This window comes from Streptomyces sp. NPDC003034, assembly GCF_053591375.1.
This window is the reverse complement of sequence record NZ_JBSFTS010000032.1, coordinates 1-16,649: the sequence shown is the minus strand read 5'-3', so window position 1 is coordinate 16,649 and position 16,649 is coordinate 1. Positions and strand designations below refer to the sequence as shown.

At 70.4% G+C, this 16,649-nt stretch carries 22 protein-coding genes and 4 pseudogenes; 17 read left to right on the top strand and 9 right to left on the bottom strand.

Annotated features, from left to right (window positions below):
* Window positions 1-11: 11 nt before the first annotated feature.
* A complete protein-coding gene (locus tag ACWDX7_RS25215) occupies window positions 12-242 on the top strand; it encodes a DUF6480 family protein (protein WP_451492061.1) in 231 nt (76 codons plus the stop codon).
* Between the two features lie 288 nt (window positions 243-530).
* Here ACWDX7_RS25215 and ACWDX7_RS25210 read toward each other — a convergent pair whose 3' ends face one another.
* From ACWDX7_RS25210 to htpX, 3 genes are all read right to left on the bottom strand, one after another.
* Window positions 531-830 carry a hypothetical protein gene (locus tag ACWDX7_RS25210; RefSeq protein WP_451492060.1) on the bottom strand — a complete coding sequence of 100 codons (300 nt, stop codon included), beginning with the start codon at window positions 828-830 and terminating at the stop codon, window positions 531-533.
* A gap of 159 nt (window positions 831-989) precedes the next feature.
* On the bottom strand, window positions 990-1,586 hold the full coding sequence (gene pspAB / locus ACWDX7_RS25205) for a PspA-associated protein PspAB (RefSeq protein ID WP_451492059.1): 597 nt from the start codon (window positions 1,584-1,586) through the stop codon (window positions 990-992).
* 103 nt (window positions 1,587-1,689) lie between these two features.
* Window positions 1,690-2,604, bottom strand: coding sequence for a zinc metalloprotease HtpX (htpX, locus tag ACWDX7_RS25200; RefSeq protein WP_451492058.1), 915 nt, complete (start codon window positions 2,602-2,604; stop codon window positions 1,690-1,692).
* Window positions 2,605-2,728: 124 nt separating this feature from the next.
* On the opposite strand from htpX, the gene ACWDX7_RS25195 reads away from it, so the two are divergent.
* Complete coding sequence (locus ACWDX7_RS25195; protein WP_451492057.1) at window positions 2,729-3,619, top strand: DUF72 domain-containing protein; 891 nt, start codon at window positions 2,729-2,731, stop codon at window positions 3,617-3,619.
* On the opposite strand, the gene ACWDX7_RS25190 is transcribed toward ACWDX7_RS25195, so the two are convergent.
* Both ACWDX7_RS25190 and ACWDX7_RS25185 read right to left on the bottom strand, forming a co-directional pair.
* Window positions 3,536-4,681, bottom strand: coding sequence for a CapA family protein (locus tag ACWDX7_RS25190; RefSeq protein WP_451492056.1), 1,146 nt, complete (start codon window positions 4,679-4,681; stop codon window positions 3,536-3,538). The two genes, ACWDX7_RS25195 and ACWDX7_RS25190, sit on opposite strands and share 84 nt — an antisense overlap.
* A gap of 32 nt (window positions 4,682-4,713) precedes the next feature.
* The gene (locus ACWDX7_RS25185; protein WP_451492055.1) at window positions 4,714-4,857 is read right to left on the bottom strand and encodes a hypothetical protein; all 144 of its coding nucleotides are present in this window, start codon (window positions 4,855-4,857) and stop codon (window positions 4,714-4,716) included.
* On the opposite strand from ACWDX7_RS25185, the gene ACWDX7_RS25180 reads away from it, so the two are divergent.
* Both ACWDX7_RS25180 and ACWDX7_RS25175 read left to right on the top strand, forming a co-directional pair.
* Window positions 4,835-5,242: a four-helix bundle copper-binding protein gene (locus tag ACWDX7_RS25180; protein WP_451492054.1), complete on the top strand. Its 408-nt coding sequence runs from the start codon at window positions 4,835-4,837 to the stop codon at window positions 5,240-5,242. The genes ACWDX7_RS25185 and ACWDX7_RS25180 overlap by 23 nt on opposite strands.
* A 103-nt stretch (window positions 5,243-5,345) precedes the next feature.
* A complete protein-coding gene (locus ACWDX7_RS25175; RefSeq protein WP_451492053.1) occupies window positions 5,346-5,624 on the top strand; it encodes a hypothetical protein in 279 nt (92 codons plus the stop codon).
* Window positions 5,625-5,715: 91 nt separating this feature from the next.
* Here ACWDX7_RS25175 and ACWDX7_RS25170 read toward each other — a convergent pair whose 3' ends face one another.
* Together ACWDX7_RS25170 and ACWDX7_RS25165 are read right to left on the bottom strand one after the other, a co-directional pair.
* Window positions 5,716-6,765, bottom strand: a complete 1,050-nt coding sequence (locus ACWDX7_RS25170) for a glycoside hydrolase family 5 protein (protein ID WP_451492052.1) — start codon at window positions 6,763-6,765, stop codon at window positions 5,716-5,718.
* A 160-nt stretch (window positions 6,766-6,925) separates the two neighbouring features.
* Window positions 6,926-7,318, bottom strand: a complete 393-nt coding sequence (locus ACWDX7_RS25165) for an ArsR/SmtB family transcription factor (protein WP_451492051.1) — start codon at window positions 7,316-7,318, stop codon at window positions 6,926-6,928.
* A 95-nt stretch (window positions 7,319-7,413) separates the two neighbouring features.
* On the opposite strand from ACWDX7_RS25165, the gene ACWDX7_RS25160 reads away from it, so the two are divergent.
* Window positions 7,414-9,414 (top strand): heavy metal translocating P-type ATPase, encoded by a 2,001-nt coding sequence (locus ACWDX7_RS25160; protein ID WP_451492050.1) that lies wholly within the window; start codon window positions 7,414-7,416, stop codon window positions 9,412-9,414.
* A gap of 131 nt (window positions 9,415-9,545) precedes the next feature.
* On the opposite strand, the gene ACWDX7_RS25155 is transcribed toward ACWDX7_RS25160, so the two are convergent.
* The gene (locus ACWDX7_RS25155; RefSeq protein ID WP_451492049.1) at window positions 9,546-9,884 is read right to left on the bottom strand and encodes a hypothetical protein; all 339 of its coding nucleotides are present in this window, start codon (window positions 9,882-9,884) and stop codon (window positions 9,546-9,548) included.
* Window positions 9,885-10,577: 693 nt separating this feature from the next.
* Between ACWDX7_RS25155 and ACWDX7_RS25150 the strand changes: the two genes are divergently transcribed.
* From ACWDX7_RS25150 to ACWDX7_RS25105, 10 genes and pseudogenes are all read left to right on the top strand, one after another.
* Window positions 10,578-10,991, top strand: a complete 414-nt coding sequence (locus ACWDX7_RS25150) for a hypothetical protein (RefSeq protein WP_451492048.1) — start codon at window positions 10,578-10,580, stop codon at window positions 10,989-10,991.
* A gap of 131 nt (window positions 10,992-11,122) precedes the next feature.
* Window positions 11,123-11,300: pseudogene (locus tag ACWDX7_RS25145) on the top strand (IS5/IS1182 family transposase); the annotation flags it as partial.
* A 224-nt stretch (window positions 11,301-11,524) separates the two neighbouring features.
* Complete coding sequence (locus ACWDX7_RS25140) at window positions 11,525-12,553, top strand: YihY/virulence factor BrkB family protein (protein WP_451492047.1); 1,029 nt, start codon at window positions 11,525-11,527, stop codon at window positions 12,551-12,553.
* Window positions 12,528-13,142, top strand: coding sequence for a phosphatase PAP2 family protein (locus ACWDX7_RS25135; RefSeq protein ID WP_451492046.1), 615 nt, complete (start codon window positions 12,528-12,530; stop codon window positions 13,140-13,142). The genes ACWDX7_RS25140 and ACWDX7_RS25135 overlap by 26 nt, the downstream gene beginning before the upstream one ends.
* 87 nt (window positions 13,143-13,229) lie before the next feature.
* Entirely contained in the window at window positions 13,230-13,424 is a 195-nt protein-coding gene (locus ACWDX7_RS25130; RefSeq protein ID WP_451492045.1) for a YegP family protein, read from the top strand.
* An 88-nt stretch (window positions 13,425-13,512) separates the two neighbouring features.
* On the top strand, window positions 13,513-13,932 hold the full coding sequence (locus tag ACWDX7_RS25125) for a phage holin family protein (RefSeq protein ID WP_451492044.1): 420 nt from the start codon (window positions 13,513-13,515) through the stop codon (window positions 13,930-13,932).
* Window positions 13,929-14,402 (top strand): DUF3618 domain-containing protein, encoded by a 474-nt coding sequence (locus ACWDX7_RS25120; protein ID WP_451492043.1) that lies wholly within the window; start codon window positions 13,929-13,931, stop codon window positions 14,400-14,402. The genes ACWDX7_RS25125 and ACWDX7_RS25120 overlap by 4 nt, the downstream gene beginning before the upstream one ends.
* A pseudogene (locus ACWDX7_RS25115) lies at window positions 14,399-14,664 on the top strand (DUF4235 domain-containing protein). Before ACWDX7_RS25120 ends, ACWDX7_RS25115 begins: the two are co-directional and overlap by 4 nt.
* A gap of 84 nt (window positions 14,665-14,748) precedes the next feature.
* Window positions 14,749-15,051 carry a hypothetical protein gene (locus ACWDX7_RS25110; protein ID WP_451492042.1) on the top strand — a complete coding sequence of 101 codons (303 nt, stop codon included), beginning with the start codon at window positions 14,749-14,751 and terminating at the stop codon, window positions 15,049-15,051.
* Between the two features lie 133 nt (window positions 15,052-15,184).
* A complete protein-coding gene (locus tag ACWDX7_RS25105) occupies window positions 15,185-15,700 on the top strand; it encodes a GNAT family N-acetyltransferase (protein WP_451492041.1) in 516 nt (171 codons plus the stop codon).
* A gap of 98 nt (window positions 15,701-15,798) precedes the next feature.
* Here ACWDX7_RS25105 and ACWDX7_RS25100 read toward each other — a convergent pair whose 3' ends face one another.
* Window positions 15,799-16,002, bottom strand: coding sequence for a hypothetical protein (locus ACWDX7_RS25100; protein WP_451492040.1), 204 nt, complete (start codon window positions 16,000-16,002; stop codon window positions 15,799-15,801).
* A gap of 59 nt (window positions 16,003-16,061) precedes the next feature.
* Between ACWDX7_RS25100 and ACWDX7_RS25095 the strand changes: the two are divergent.
* Together ACWDX7_RS25095 and ACWDX7_RS25090 are read left to right on the top strand one after the other, a co-directional pair.
* Window positions 16,062-16,271 (top strand): annotated as a pseudogene (locus tag ACWDX7_RS25095) (winged helix-turn-helix transcriptional regulator); the annotation flags it as partial.
* A gap of 7 nt (window positions 16,272-16,278) precedes the next feature.
* Window positions 16,279-16,649: pseudogene (locus ACWDX7_RS25090) on the top strand (glycosyltransferase); the annotation flags it as partial.

Genomic DNA, 16,649 nt, shown 5'->3' with positions numbered 1-16,649 from the left:
GAGGACTCACCATGAAGGCGAACAATCCCGACCCGGATCCCCGCAACACACCGGGACTCGAACCGGGCGGCGGCGTCCCGGCGGGGGAGACCCCGCCCGGCGAGTCGAGCACCAGCTCGGGCGCGGGCCCGTACCGGCCCCTCAAGCGGGGCTGGTCCAAGGGGCCGATCGTCGTCATCTGCTTCGTGGCGGTCGTCTGCGCGCTCTTCTTCCTGGCCTACGCCATCGCGCTCAACATGTGAGCGGGAGCGCCGAACGGCCGCCGGAGTGTCGCAAAGGCCGACCGCCGCCCCGCTGTGGTGCGGGAGCGGCGGTCAGGCGCGTGCGTTGTCGCAAAGGCGGGCTCTGGGCGCCAATCTGTGGTTCTTGACGTCTGTGGTGCTCTGGTGCTCTGGTGTGCCGCGGCGGGCCGCCCGTAGAAGGCTCGCGGCCTCGGTCTCCCTCCGCACAGATGCGGAACCGCGGCACACCGAGCGAATTTCCATATGAGCGCGTTCTTAAACCGAGACGGGGCACGGGCGCCCGCCCCACTACGGCTTGAGCTTGCTGAAGCCCACCTCGAAATGTTCGACCGAGACGATCCGCTGGCCTTCCCGCCGGGCGCTCTCCTCGCGGATCCGGGTGGCCTTCTCCTCGCTCGCTGCCATGGTCTCCGCGTCCTCCCACAGGGTCAGCGACAGGGCTTTCCCGGAGGCCCGGTCGACGAGGTAGTAGACCCCCCGGAAACCGGGAACGTCCTGAACCTGCGCGACGATGGCCTCCGAATTCGCGCTCACGTCCCCCTCGGCGGGAACCGGTGATCCCTGGTAGGTGCTCAGCCTCGCGAACATCCCTGGCAGTCCTTTCCTGGCCGCGCTGCCGGTCGGCGGACGGGCAGCTTCAGCACCAGCGTGCTCCGGCGGGCCGCAGGCCGCATGCCGAGGCCGCCGCGCCGCCGGAGCACGGGGATGGGGATGGGGGAGGCGGGGACGCCTTCGCCCGGGTGCGCGTCACTTCGTGCCGAGCCCCGGCGCGCCCCACACCGGGAACCAGCGGCCCAGGTCCGGCTCGATACGGAGATCATCCGCCAGCAGGGACCTGGCCTGGAGCTCCAGAGCACCGTCACGCTTCTCGGCCGCCCCAGGCAGCGGGGCGAAGGGGTAGAAGGTGCCGCGCTTGTAGAGGTAGACCAGCGCCAGCGCCCGGTCCTCCGAGGCCTTGCGAAAGCTCATCAGCGAGCAGAGCAACTGCGGGCCGAAGCCCGCCTCCTCCAGGAGCGTGTTGACGGCGTGCAGGTCGTTGACCAGCGACGCCGTGTCCTCCGCCGGTTGGCGGGCGAGGATCCAGGTGTAGCCGTACGCGTCCCGGCTGAACTCGACGGGCGTACCGCCGCGGCCGGTGTCCGCGTCGAGGAGCGCCCGTACGTCGTCCTGAAGGCGTGCGAAGGCGCCGCCCTCCACGCTGGCGAAGCACACCGAGCCGAGGCCCGTCGGGGCGAAGCCCGCCCCCGCCTCAAGGGTGATCGCGGCGCCCGGCAGGGCGAAGAGCTGGTCGAGATCGGGGCGTACCGGCTTGCTGCGGCCGAGGATGGTGTCGAGGATTCCCACGGGAGACCTCCGGTCCTGGGTGGCTGGCCTGATAGATGGCGGGCGGCGGTGCGGCGGGCTACGGCGTACGGGGCGGGCGTAAGGGTCCCGGCAGGCATACGGGTCACGGCCGGCCGAGCTGCGCCGAGATCCGGGCCAGCTGGTCGAGCCGCTGCTCCAGCGTCGGGTGGGAGGAGAACAGCCGGCCCAGGCTCACCTCGGAGGAGAAGGCGGGCGCGAACCAGAAGGCGTTGAACGATTCCGCCTTCCGCAGGTCCCGCGTGGGGATCCGCGCCATCTGGCCCGTCACCTTGGTGAGCGCGGAGGCGAGCGCCGACGGACGGCCCGTCAGCAGCGCGGCGGCGCGGTCGGCGGACAGCTCGCGGTAGCGGGACAGCAGCCGTGTCAGCAGGAAGCTGATCACATAGACCACGGCGCTGACCAGCGGAATCACCAGCACGGCGATGGCGGTCCCGCTGTCGCGGCCATGGCGGCCGAGGCCCCCGTAGAGCGCGACACGCGTCATCACGCCCGCCAGCACACCGAGGAAGGAGGCGATGGTCATCACCGCGACGTCGCGATGGGCGACGTGCGACAGCTCGTGCGCCAGGACGCCTTCCAACTCCTCCGGCTCCAGCCGCCGCAGCAGGCCCGTGGTGACGCAGACCAGGGCGGTGCTCTGATTGCGGCCGGTGGCGAAGGCGTTCGGTACGTCGCTGTCGGAGATCGCCACCCGGGGCTTGGGCATGTCGGCGAGGGCGCAGATGCGGTCCACGGCGCCGTGCAGCTCCGGGGCCTGCTGGGGAGTGACCTCCTGGGCGCCCATGCCGAAGGCCGCGATCCGGTCGCTGAACCAGAACTGCGCGACGAACAGAACGCCCGCGATCAGCAGGACGAGCGGCCACGAGTCGCGCAGGAGCGCCAGCAGGACTCCGACGAAGACCACGTAGAGCAGTCCGATCAGGAACATGGTGATCACCATGCGGGTGGTGAGCCCCTTGTCCTGCGCATAGCGGGAATGAGAACCGGGACGAGGCATCTGACCCACCCTCCAACCGGACCACCGGACCACCGGAGCGCTCACACCGCGCTCCTCTCCCTCGATTGTGCCGCTTGCAGCTCTTTGGCCGGATATCTTCACTCTCCATGGGCAGAGGCCGGACATGCCGATGCTCGTCGGAACCTCCGGGTGGCAGTACAAGGACTGGCGGGGGCTCGTCTATCCGGCCGACCAGCCGCTGCGGCTGTGGCTGGAGGAGTACACCCGGCGGTTCGCCACCGTCGAGAACAACAACGCCTTCTACCGCCTGCCCGGCAGGGAGACCTTCGCCTCCTGGCGGGAGCGGACGCCCGAGGGCTTCGTCATGGCGGTCAAGGCCAGCCGCTATCTGACCCACATCAAGCGGCTGCGCGAACCCGAGGAGCCCGTGGCCCGGCTGCTGGACCGCGCCGAAGGCCTCGGCGACCGGCTGGGGCCCGTCCTCCTGCAGTTGCCGCCCACCTACCGGGAGAACACCGCGGCGCTGGACGCGTGTCTGCGCTGCTTCCCCGCCCACATCCCGGTGGCCGTCGAACTGCGGCACGCCTCGTGGTGGGACGCGGAGCGCGAGCTGCGCGCGGTGCTGGAACGCCACGGCAGCGCACTGTGCTGGGCGGACCGGGGCTCCCGTCCCGTGGCGCCGCTGTGGCGTACCGCGTCCTGGGGCTACGTCCGCTTCCACGGCGGCACGGCCGAGCCGTGGCCGCACTACGGCAGACGGGCGTTGACCTCCTGGGCCGGGCGCATCGCGGCGGCCTGGCCGGACGAGGCCGAGGTCTACGTGTACTTCAACAACGACCCGGGTGGCGCGGCCGTGGCCGACGCCGCGCACTTCGCCCGGCTGGCGGCCGCACTGGGCCGGACGGTGAGCCGTACGCCGCCGTACCCCGTGACGCGGCCCGCGGCGCAATCGGCGGCCGGACCCGCCGTCTCAGGGCGGGGACGGGGGCGGCGACTGCCGCCCGTGGCCGAAGGCGAGGGTGAGCGTGCCGTCCCGCTCCACGGCGATGGGTGAACCGAGGCCGCGGCTGATCCGGCCCAGGGCCCCTTGGAGCCACCGGCAGTCTTCCGGCGGTGCGCGCCACAGCCGCATCCTGCGGGCGCGCAGCGGGCTGATCCGCAGGGCGCCGAGCCGGCCGGTGTCCGGGTCGAGGGCGGGGAAGTAGAGGAGTCGCAAGTCGTCGCGGTACTGCTCGTAGCCGGTGATGCCCTCGTAGTCGTTGACCAGGTCGCCGCAGCCGTAGGCGATGAGCTTTCCCCGGTACACCTCCAGTGGGCGGGGGTGGTGCGAGGAATGGCCGTGGACGAGGTCGGCGCCGCCGTCCACGAGGGTGTGCGCGAAGCGGACCTGGTCGCGGGGGACCTCGTAGCCCCAGTTGGAGCCCCAGTGGACCGACGCGACGACGATGTCACCGGGCCGCTTCACCCGCCGGATACGGCTGACGACCGCGGCCGCCGCGGTGTGCGAGGCCCCGGCCACGAAGTCGACCCCGCTGCGGTCCGCCGACGCGGCCCAGCTCGGTGTGACCCCGCTGGACGGCATGGCGAAGGAGAGGACCAGGATCCGGCGGCCGCTGTCGAGCGGGACGCTCGCGGGGCGGCGGGCCTCGTCCGCATCGCGTCCCGCCCCCGCCGTGCGCAAGCCGGCGCCGGCCAGGGAGCCGAGGGTCTCTGCGAGGCCGCGGCGGCCGAAGTCGAGGACGTGGTTGTTCGCCAGTACGCAGACATCGGGACGGGCGGCGGCCAGACAGGGCAGGTTGTCCGGGTGCATGCGGTAGTGGATGCCCTTGCCCGGCGCGAAGTCGTCGCTGCGGGTGACACCCGTCTCCAGGTTGAGTACGAACGCGTCGGGCGCGGCCCGGTGGATGATCTTCAGGGCGTCACCCCAGGGCCAGTCGAAATCGGCGGGCCGGGGGATCGGTCCGTTGGCCGCCTCCGCCAGCTCGACGTAGGAGCGGGCGTCCTTGACGTACGCCTCCGCCAGCGCCGGATCACCGGGATGCGGAAGTATCTGGTCGACCCCCCGGCCGAGCATCACATCGCCGGCCAGGCACAGCGTGATCGCACCGCCCCGCACCGGTCCAGCCTAGAACCGGGGGACCGGGGATGTCACGGCTGGGCGCCGTGTGCGGTCCGCGCCGACGGGTAGTGGCCCCTTGTGCCGTCGGCGTTCTGGGACGGGTCGCCCGATCCGCCGCGCCACCGGCCGGGGAAGAGGGAGGCGAGCACCGTGACCGCATCGGTGAAGGACATGCTGGACACCTATCCGGCCGATCTGGGCGGCGTGGACGCCGAGGCCATGGCGAAGTGCATCGAGGCGTGCATCGCCTGCGCCCAGGCCTGTACCGCTTGCGCGGACGCCTGCCTGTCGGAGGGCATGGTGGGCGAACTGACCAAGTGCATCCGCACGGACATGGACTGCGCCGACATCTGCACCGCCACCGCCGCCGTCCTGTCCCGCCACACCGGCTACGACGCCGACGTCACCCGGGCGATCCTGCGGGCGTGCGTCGCGGCCTGCAAGGCGTGCGGGGACGAGTGCGCGAGCCACGCGGACATGGACCACTGCCGGATGTGCGCGGAGAGCTGCCGCCGCTGCGAGGAGGCGTGCACCGCGCTGCTGGACTCCCTCGGCTGACCGGGTCGGCACCGCGCGCTGCTGGGCTGCCTCGGCCGGCCGGGTCAGCGCGTCACCGACCCTAGGCTTGAGAGGGGTTTCGCGAGTCCGGGGAGGCGGCCTGATGAAGCGGCGCCATCACTTCCACATCGACCACGAGGGGCACTCGGTCACCGCGACCGTGGAGACCGGCCCCACCATCGTGGTCGAGGTGCTCGTCGACGGGAAGGAGACGGGGTTCGCCACGGCGGACGGCGACCACCTCACCACGGTCTCCGTCGAGCTGCCCACGGATCCGCCCACCCCGGTCCACATACGCGTGACGCCGGGGCCCGGTATCCCGCGCTGCCTGTTCGAGGCGCCGGACGCCGAGCCGCAAGTCATGTCCCCGCACCCCTACTGACGGGGCGCGGTGACGGCGCGGGCCCACGCCGCCCCCGGCCGCGCCCGCGCCCGCCCGCGTGGCGGACGGGGGCGGCCGGTCAGCCGGCCCGTCAGCCGGTGGGAAACACGTCGGCAGTCCGGATGCGGTCGCGGATCCAGACCCCGGCCTGCTTGAGCGACCCGGTGCCGGCGAAGGGCCCGCCCGCGTCGCAGGTACCCGGCTTGAACACCGCGCCGGAACGCCCGTCGTCGGAGAAGTTCCAGTTCACCCAGCTGATCTTCTTCGCCGCCATCAGGTCGAGGTACTTCTGCGCCTGCGTGAAGTCGTCGGCCCCCTCACCCGCGTAGTTCTGGGTGCCGAACTCGGTGACGAAGACGGGGATGCGGTCGGCCGCTCGGGACAGCGCGGCCAGGTACTCCGCCTGGTGCGAGGCGGCGTAGAAGTGGAACGTGTACATGATGTTGGACGCGTTCACCTGATGGTCGATCACCTCGGACTCGTCGCCGCCCTCCGAGACCCCGAGGGAGGACCAGGCGCGGGTACCGACGAGGACCGGCGCGTCGGAGTCGATGTTCCGGATGACCGGGATGGTCTGCTCGGCGTAACTCTTGATCGCGGACCAGCTGACACCACTGGGTTCGTTGGCGATCTCGTAGAGGACGTTGTTCTTGTCCTTGTGGCGGCTCGCGATCTCGGTGAAGAAGGTCCTGGCGTGGGCGGCGTTGTACCGGGGGTCGCCCGGGTCGAGCATGTGCCAGTCGACGATCACGTACATGCCGCGCTTGCTCGCCTCCTCGATGAACCGGTGGGCGAGATCGGTGAACTTGCGCGGGTCCGAGGCGTAGCCGCCCTCCTGGACGTACGTCGATATGCGCAGGACATCGGCCTTCCAGTCCTTCGCGAGGGCGTCGAGGGAGCCGCCGGTCACGCACTGGGCGTACCACTGGGTGCCGTGGGTGCTCATGCCGCGCAGCTGGACCGGTTTGCCGTACTGGTTGCACAGCTTGGTGCCGCAGACGGTGAGCTGGCCGTTGACGGCGACCGGCGTGGCCGCGTCCGCGGTCTCGCCGGTCGCCGGGGTGGTGAGGCCGAGGAGCAGGGCGCCGGCGAGGGTCGCGGCTGCGGTGAGCGAGCGCAGCCGTAGACGTGGGGATCGCAAGGTGAGGTGACTCCATCCCGTTGACGATCGGAGGACCGTAAGGAAACTTTCCTATCGGCATGGAATAGCAGCGTCCGGCCGGACCGCACAAGGCTTCAGGTGCAATGCGCGTAGGCGGAAGGCGAATTGACGCCGAGACGGCCTTCCGCTTCGGCGGCGCTCAGTGGCGGGAGGAGGACGGCCGGGCCGTCTCGGTGACGGGTGCGTCGTGGAGCCCCAGGCGCAGGTGCTCGACGTGGAAGAGTGCCTGGTCGAGGAGTTGGGCCACGTGGTGGTCGTAGAGGGAGTAGACGATCGAGCGGCCCTGCCGCTCGCCCGCGACCAGGCCCAGGTTGCGCAGCAGCCGTAGCTGGTGGGAGCAGGCGGACGGTTCCATCCCGACCGCCTGCGCCAAATCGCCGACCGCGCACGGCCCTTCCTGCAGGCGGGCGAGGATGTGCAGCCGCGAGGGGGTGGCCAGGGCCTGGAGGGTCGCGGCGACATCCGCGGTCCCCACGGCGTCCAGACGTTCGCGCGTGGTGGCGGTGTTCTTGTCGTCGGCTGCGTGACCCATGGCGTCCATCCTACCGACGACATCTGAAGATGTGTTCAGGTGTTCCTGTAAGGTGGATGTGTCGCCGTCCCCTGCCCGTGAAGGGTTGCCGCTTCATGCCTTCTCTCCTGCTCCAGCGCCCGCCCCACGCGGCGCCCGGCGGCTCCGCCAGCGCCCCGCGGCGCCGTACGCGGGTGCTCGCCCTGGCCGAGGCCCGCTGGGCGGCGGCCGCGCTGCTGCTGTTCCTGACCGCCCTGCCCCTGCAATGGGCCGCGGCCCCCGTCTGGACGTGGGGCCCGCTGTACGGCCTCGCCTACGTCAGCGGCGGCTGGGAGCCGGCCCTCGCCGGGCTGCGGGCCCTGCGGCACAAGACCCTGGACGTGGACCTGCTGATGATCGTCGCCGCGCTCGGGGCGGCGTCGATCGGGCAGGTGATGGACGGAGCGCTGCTGATCGTCATCTTCGCCACCTCCGGAGCCCTGGAGGCGCTGGCCACCGCCCGTACCCAGGACGCGGTGCGCGGCCTGCTCGACCTGGCCCCCGCCACCGGCACCCGCCTGACGCGCGACGGCCGCGAGGAGACGGTCGCGACTGAGGACCTGGTCGTCGGCGACACCCTCCTCGTCCGCCCCGGCGAACGCGTGGGCGCCGACGGCCGGGTCCTGGACGGCGTCAGCGAGATCGACCAGGCCACGATCACGGGCGAACCCCTGCCGGTGCTGAAGGAGACCGGTGACGAGGTGTTCGCGGGCACCCTCAACGGCACCGGAGCTTTGCGGATCACAGTGCGGCGAAACGCCTCCGAGTCCGTCATCGCCCGGATCGTGGCCATGGTCGAGGAAGCCTCCCAGACCAAGGCGCCCACCCAGCTGTTCATCGAGAAGGTCGAACAGCGCTACTCGCTCGGCATGGTCGCCGCCACCCTGGCCGTCTTCGCCGTCCCGATGGCCTTCGGCGCGGACCTCGCCGACTCCCTCCTGCGGGCCATGACCTTCATGATCGTCGCATCACCGTGCGCGGTGGTACTGGCCACCATGCCGCCGCTGCTGTCGGCCATCGCCAACGCCGGGCGCCACGGGGTGCTGGTGAAGTCCGCCGTCGTCATGGAGCGTCTCGCGGAGGTGGACGCGGTCGCCCTCGACAAGACCGGCACGCTGACCGAGGGCACCCCCCGCGTCACCGCGATCCGCCCCCTGCCCGGCAGCGACCTCGACGAGGACGCCCTGCTCACCCTGGCAGCCGCCGCCGAGCACGCGAGCGAGCACCCGCTCGCCCGCGCCGTCGTGGACGCCGCCCGCGTACGGCGTCTGCCGCTGCCGGTGGCCGCGGACTTCGCCTCCGCACCCGGAATCGGCGTCACGGCCACCGTGAACGGACACACCGTCACGGCCGGCGCCCCGGCCCGGCTGCTCGACGCCGTCCCGGAGCCCGCCCGCACTCAGGCCTTGGCCGTGACGGGCGAACTGGAGGACAGCGGCCGCACCGCCGTCCTCGTCCAGCGCGACGGGGTCCCGGTCGGCGTGCTGGGCCTCGCCGACCGCCTGCGCCCCGGCGCCGGCGCGGCCATCGCCTCACTCACCTCGCTGACCGGATCCGCTCCGACCCTGCTGACCGGGGACAACGCGCGCGCCGCCACCCGCCTCGCCGACGAAGTCGGGCTCACCGACGTCCGGGCCGGACTGCTGCCCCAGGACAAGGTCACCGCCGTCCGCGCGCTGGAGGCGGCCGGCCGCAAGGTGCTGGTCGTGGGCGACGGCGTCAACGACGCGCCCGCGCTGGCCGCCGCGCACACGGGCGTCGCCATGGGGAGCGTAGGCTCCGATCTCGCCCTGGAGACGGCGGACGCGGTCGTCGTCCGCGACGAACTGGCCACCGTCCCGGCGGTGATCGCGCTGTCCCGCGCCGCGCGCCGCCTCGTCGTGCAGAACCTCGTCATCGCCGGGGTCTTCATCTCCGGCTTGGTCATCTGGGATCTGGCCGGACACCTCCCCCTCCCGCTCGGTGTCCTCGGCCACGAGGGGTCCACCGTCATCGTCGGCCTCAACGGTCTTCGCCTGCTGCGCGACGCCGCCTGGGACCGGGCCGCCGCCGCACCCCGGGCGGCGGCCGCGCCCTGAGCTCGTTCTTTGTCCACCGGTGTCCGGCCCCACTGATGGTCACGTAGAGGTGTGCGCGTTCTCCGCTGGGAAGCGTGCTAGCTGCAGGACAGGAGTGGCGGACACGCCATGGCTGGCGATGAGCTTGCCGTTCAGGGCTGCTGGCCGGTGTGTCCGCACACCCAGGCAAGCGCGGCGCGGACTCCGTGAAGGTAGTCGCGGGGGATGGTGCGCTGGGTGGAATCCTCCACCTGCGCCGTCGCAGCGTCCACCTCCGCGGTCAGATCATCCGCAGTGGGTGCGCCGTCCACCGGCTGGGCGGTGATGGGCGCAGGCCCGCCGCGTCCAAGCGCCCACAGGTACCCAGCCAGGGCCCCGCGGGAGAACTGCGTCTGCTGGTCCGGTGCGGCCGCCTCGGCTTCCAGGCGCCGAAACGCCTCTTCGACCTGGGTGAAGGATCGTGCGCCGGTCTCCACTTCAGCGGAACTCATCGAGTGCATCGTCATACGGGTATGACTAACCGAGTACTTCGCCCCTACACACGAGGCACCCGGCGCTCACCCACCCAGCGGTAGCCGCCCCGGCGCACATCCCCCGGCGTGCTGCGCGTGCCCCTCGTATCGCCGCTAGGGCGACACGCGCTGCGTGCACATACAGGAGGGCCGAGGCGCAGCGAGCTACGTCGGATTCGCCTCGCTGTCGGTGACGCATTCGCCAGCATCGGCCGGGCCTCTCAGACGCGTTACGCGGACGCGGCATCAAGCACCGCATCGCCCGCAAGGGGATCGAGTCCTCCCACCGACTGGGCCGCCACCTCGGACCATCGAACGCACCATGGCGGCTCGCCGAGTTGCCGCCGTCTCCACCGCCGCTACGACCGCAAAGCCGATCATTTCCTTTGCCCAGCAGTGCATTGTGTCAGCCGCTGTAAGCCTCTGCGTCGCCTCCCTTGGATCAGGTTTCAGAGCGCGATGCCAAAGAATCTCCACGAGGGCTTTCCGTGAAGCGGACATATCGCGAATCCGGCTGATTGGGCCTCGTTTGTTCTGGCCTCAGGCGACGCCTGGGAGGCGGCGCGATTCCTTAGCTCAAGTTCTCATCAAATTCATTGCCCCCAAGATCACTGGTGTGTAAATTCCAGGTTTATGAGTGGACCGCTCATAGCCTGATCACTGGTGGGGGATATGCGAATCAAGAATATCGTGCCGGCTTCTATGGCAACGATCTGCGCAATGGCGGCACTGCTTGCAACCGGGGCGCCGGCTCACGCGGCGGACACCCAGGTGACAGACACCACCCAGTTCTGCAACCTGCCGTTCGAGAGGGCGGGAAATGGCTGCTTCTATTCGGACGGCGATAAGTTCACCGTCCAGGACATGCTCGTTGACGGGAAGCGTTCGGTTCTCGCATGGAGGACGTCGTACGGCAGGACGGGTGAATGCCATGACTCAAATGGGGCCAATAACGCTCCGACCACATGCGACTACGATCTCAGGGAAAACGAAACCCTCATATTCCAGCTGATGACGCGAGAAGGGGCGACGGGAGCCGACTCGAATCTGGGAATGCCGAACACTGCCTGGACTTCGGGCCGCTAAGGGTCATTTTGATCCAATGAGGACTTTCAACTCGGCCACAGTCGGATGACCGGACTGTGGTGGTGGACCGGGCGGAGCCCCAGGGCTGTTGAGCAAGGTATCCACCTCAACTCTTCAGCGTTGGGGCTCCATTGGTTCCCTGTCGTGCCCTCCCCGACGTCCCGCACGCACTCGTGGAGTGGGTCGCGATGCTGATCGTCACTCCCGAGGGTGCCCGCAGGTGCGAGCTGCCGCCTTCGAGCCGGGCCCTGGCCGCACTGGTCTACCTGCCTAAAAACCAACCCTCTTGCCCAGATCGCGGCTGGCTTCGTTCACGAAAACGGGTTCTGGCTCAGCTTCTGTGATCCGTGCACCGTGAGTGACGAATGAGCTCTGCGCGTCGTCTCGGGAGGTTTGCCTCAAAACGAGTAGTGGCAAGAGTGCGCCCGCCGCGACGCAGGCGGCGCTCGACGTCATCGCGAGGAGGCAACCCACTCATGTCGCCGGGCTCGCGGTCGGTGCATGGGACGGGTGTGAGTGGAAAGCCGCCGGATATGACACGTACACCTAAACAGGGCCGCGAGCCCGCTTCGGGCGGGCGCGCCAGCGTGGGTCCCGATGACCAGGTTGAGGAGCGGGCTCCGGATCAGCTGTCGCAGCTGCCCAGGCGGTCGTGGCTGGCGGTGTTGCGCGGCACGCTGAAGGAGTTCAAGGACGACGAGCTGGCCGACCGGGCCGCGGCTTTGACCTACTACGGCGTGCTGGCGCTCTTTCCTGCCCTGCTGGTCCTGGTGTCGCTGCTGGGGATTGCGGGTGAGTCGGCCACCAAGCAGGTGCTGGACAACCTGCAGAAGCTGACACCCGGCTCCGCGCGTGACGTGATCGCAGGCGCGGTCCAGCAGCTCCAGGGCAACAGCGGTGTCGGCTCCGTCCTGGCCCTCGTCGGCCTGGCGGTCGCGATCTGGTCCGCCTCGGGCTACGTGGCCGCGTTCATCCGTACCTCGAACGCCGTCTACGACATGCCCGAGGGGCGCCCCGTGTGGAAGGTGCTGCCGCTGCGCCTGGCGCTGACGATCACGCTGATGATCCTCGCGGTGGTCAGTGCTTTGATCGTGGTGTTCACCGGCGGCCTGGCCCGGCAGGCCGGGGCTGCACTCGGCATCGGTGACAGTGCGCTGACGGTGTGGTCGATCGCGAAGTGGCCGCTCCTGGTCCTGCTGGTGACGATCATGATCGCGATCTTGTACTGGGCCGCTCCGAACGCGAAGGGCCGCGGTTTCAAGTGGGTGACGCCCGGGAGTTTCCTGGCGCTGCTGATCTGGATGATCGCCTCGGCCGGCTTCGCGTTCTACGTCGCGAACTTCGGCTCCTACAACAAGACGTACGGCACCCTCGCGGGCGTGATCATCTTCCTGGTGTGGTTGTGGATCACCAACCTGGCCATCCTGCTGGGCCTGGAGTTCGACGCCGAGATGGCCCGCCAGCGCGCCATCGCCGGCGGTCACCCCGCAGACGAGGAGCCCTACGTCGAGCCCCGGGACACACGTAAGTGGAGTGATGAAGACCGCCGCCGCCTGGAGTGAACACCGTGTGACGCGGCTGCGGACGGGGAAGCGGCGAAGCATGGAAATCCTGGCGTCGCTGCGCAACGCTGATCACCGGCTGACCAAACGGATGGCTGCCTGGGATTCGGCCTGGGCCCGCGACCTGTTGCCGCCGGTGGAGGAAGCGGCCGAGCACACGAAGCTGTGGTGGACCGCCGCTGTGGTCATGGCGGCCGGCGGGGGCTGGCGAGGCCGCAGGGCTGCGGCCGCCGGGATCACAGCCATGGCTGTGGCGGAACTGTTGTCCAACGGGGTCGCCAAGCAGCTCGTCGAGCGACGTCGGCCGCCCAAGCAGTGGATCCCGCACGACGACGTCGAGGAACGGCCCAGCAGCTCTTCCTTCCCCTCCGGGCACACCGCCGCCGCGGTGGCGTTCACCGCGGCCGTCGCGCCTACCTGGCCCTGGGCCGGTGCCGCATGCGCCGTCCCCATGGCGCTGGTGGCGATCGAGCGAATCCACAGCGGCGCGCACTACCCCTCAGACGTCACCGGCGGCGCCGCGATCGGATTGGCCGCAGCCGCCCTGGTCCGGGCTACACCTCGCCTCCTTGCCCGCCACGTGGGATGACCCCAAGTCGCTGCGGGTGACCAGGAGGTTGCGGGGTAGGCGCGCCCCGATAGCAGCGTGCACATTCCGACGAGGGAGGGGTCTGCCATGGCAGCGCGTTTCGAGGTCCGGCACCAGTCCGGCAAGGGGTATCACTTCGTTCTGATCGCGACGAACGGGCAGGTGATCGCGACGAGCGAGCACTACGAGAGCCATCGCGCCTGCCTGAACGGCATCGACTCCGTCAAACGCAACGCCGACGCCCCCATCCAGGACACCAATGACACCGATCAAGCCCGCTGACCGGCGCGGCACCCGACAGGAAACACGGACAGGCGGCCATCGTGCCGAATAGCAGGACAGGCAGGAACGGAAGCAAAGTGAAGGTTCCATGAGCGCCGTTGGAAGGAACCCGGGCCACGGCAGTACCGAGGAATCGGTGGGCGATCTCGTCTCACGAGCGTCGCAGCAGATCTCGGAGCTGGTCCGTGAAGAGATGCAGCTGGCCCGGGCAGAGATGACCCGGAAGGGCAAAAACTTCGGCGTGGGCGGCGGCCTGTTCGGTGGCGCCGGCCTCGTCGGCTTCCTCGCCGCGCAGGCCCTGGTCGGCGCCGTGATCGCAGCCCTCGCCCTGCTCCTGCCGGTTTGGGCCTCGGCCGTGGTCATCGCCGCCCTGCTGGCGGCGGTCGCGGCAGTGATGGCCGCTGCCGGGAAGAAGCAGATCGCCAAGGCCGGCGCCCCCGCACCCAAGCAGGCCATCGACAGTGTCAAGGCCGACGTGGCCGAGATCAAGGAGGCAGCACACCGATGAGCACCCCCTCCCCGGGCGAAAAGGAATCCGCACCCACTCCCCAGGAGCTGCGCGAACAGGTCGAGCACACCCGCGAGGAACTCGGCCGGACCGTCGAGGCGCTGGCGGCCAAGGTCGACGTCACGGCGCAGGCCAAGGAGAAGGCGGCCGAGCTCAAGGAGCAGGCCGCCGAGAAAGCCACCTTGGTGACCCACCAGCTGCGGGACGAGGCAGCGCAAGCCGCTCAGCTGGTCAAGGACAAGACCCCCGATCCGCTCCTCGACAAGGCCGCACACGCCGCCGCCCAGGTACGCGACACCGCGGCCCGAGCCGGACAACTCGCCGCCGAGAAGACCCCCGACCCGGTCCGGCAGAAGGCCGAACAAGCCGCGACCATGGCGCGGGCCAACCGCACCCCACTGATCGCCGCGGCCGCCGCGCTCGTGGTCTTCCTGCTCCTGCGCCGCAGCCGCAGGCGCAGGCGCCGGTGAAAACGTCCAAGATCGCCTACCGGCCGGTCGGCCTGGCGCTCGGCGCCACCAGCGGCATGATCGCCGGTGCTGCGTTGAAGCAGGCGTGGAAGATGATCGGCCACGACGACGATGCCCCCGACGCCACCGACGAGCACCGCACCTGGCAAGAGATCCTGATCGCCGCAGCCCTGCAGGGGCGATGTTCGCCGTGGTCAAGGCCGCCGTTGACCGGGCCGGAGCGACCACCATCCGGCGCCTGACCGGCACCTGGCCCGGCTGATCCGGTCACAGGGTGGCGCCGGCCTACGCCCCGCCGGGGGTCGGCGCCGCCCGATCCCGTCGCACGAAACCATGGGAGGAAGTCGTGGCCGCGCACCACGGGCTGCACGCCATCGCCGCCGCCGCTCTCACCTCCACCGTGCTGCTCGTGCGGTGGTGGGCCACCCGCACGGTCCAAGACGCACACGGCGCCAGCGCCGCCAGGACACCCTGGCGACGCACAGCGCCCCAACCCACCAGTGCGGACACCGCCGGCGACAGCTTGGCCGAGCTGCATGCTTCGTTCCTGGAGCCGCCCCTGTGGGAAACCGACGCCTACCTCGAGCAGCACTGGAACAAGCTCAAGTCTCTCTACCCCCACCGCGACAGCGAACGCCGACATGGGTGAGACACCACCCGCCGTCCGTCATCACGCCGCGATCCGTGGCCGCCGCCTCCCTGACCGGACACGCATACGCCCAGGGCGGGGTGCCCGCGCGCCGGGGCGGGTATCCGTGGGCTGTCTGGGCACACGAGACGTCATGCACGGACAACATGCGCGTCCCACCAGCAGCAGTCTGTTCGGTCCGGCCCCCGCAGCGCACACCTCGCCGCCCGGTCATGCAGGTGCCAAGCACTCACGCCGCAGTCGGCTCACCGGTCGGCTCCGCCGCCGCATCCTCGCTTACCGGGCCATCGAGTTCCTGTCCACGCACATCCCGCACACGTCGGGGCCCGACGAGGAATGCCTGCTCCTGGTCCACGTCCGCCAGGTCGTCGGCCAGGTCCAGTACCGGATCTGCACTGACTGTGCCCAGGGCGTCATCACCGCCGTGGTCATCGACGAGCGCTTCCGCAGCACCGGTCTGGGGACCCGGGCGCTTTCGCACCTGCGTTCCCGCCACCCGGGCCTTGCCTGGCGCAGCACGCTGCGCAAGCGCACCACCCGTGATCTCCTGCGCCGGATGCGAATTCCCACCGTCACTTCTGCCGCGCGCTGCCCCCATGCACCCCAGATCCTGTCTGGCCCGGCTGGTCCGATACTCGCCAGCGGCTGAGCCCGCGACACGCTCAAGTGCAGCGCCCGGGGGAGAGGCACCCCTCTTGCACCAGGTGCGCCCCGGAAGCGACCCTCGGCCCACGAACGGCGGATATCCTACGCCCCGGGGTCGTGCACGGCGACGATCGCCGCGTCGTGTCCGGCCGCGAGCCGCGCCACGGCCGCTGGGTCCGTCACCTCCCCATCGGTCCGCCCTGCCGTCGTGACCTCGTGGCTCCGGCGCCGGGCCTCCGCCACGGCCGCCCGGCCGACCCGACCGCCGGCCCCGAAAAGGATGATCCTGCTGCTCTTCGCTTCCATGGACGGGAGCGTAGGCCGAGGGCTGGTTTCCGATCGGATACCGGCCTACGGTGTGGATCATGACCAAGCCGCAGGCCGCACGGACACCTCTGCATCCCCAGATGTTCGACCCCGTCTGCCCGTCCCCGCTGGTGCCCTTCCGCGTGGGCGACAAGTGGGCCACGCTGATGCTGCGATGTCTGCAGGACGGCCCGCGCCGCTTCTCGGAGCTCAAGGTCCCGCTGCGTGGCGTCACCGCCAAGTCGCTGACCCAGTCCCTGCGCAGGCTCCTGGCTGGAGACGCCGGGCCTCGATGTCGTACAGACCGGCGCGTGGGTGCTGCCCGATGAACGGCCGCTCCCGGCGGTGCTCGTCGCCTTCCTGGACGCCGGCGCGCCGCCCGTGTACGTGGGTTTCGGCAGCATGGCCGTGCGCGCAGGGCAGGACGCGGCCCGGGTGGCCATCGAGGCGGTCCGAGCGAGCGGCTGCCGAGTCCTGGTGGGGCGTGGCTGGGCGGACTTGGGCCTCATCGACGACCGGGACGACTGCTTCGCCGTCGGCGAGGTCAACCATCAGAAGTTGTTCGGACGGGTGGCCGCCGTCGTGCACCACGGCGGCGCGGGTACGACGACGACGGCCGCCCGGGCCGGCGCTCCCCAGGTGGTGGT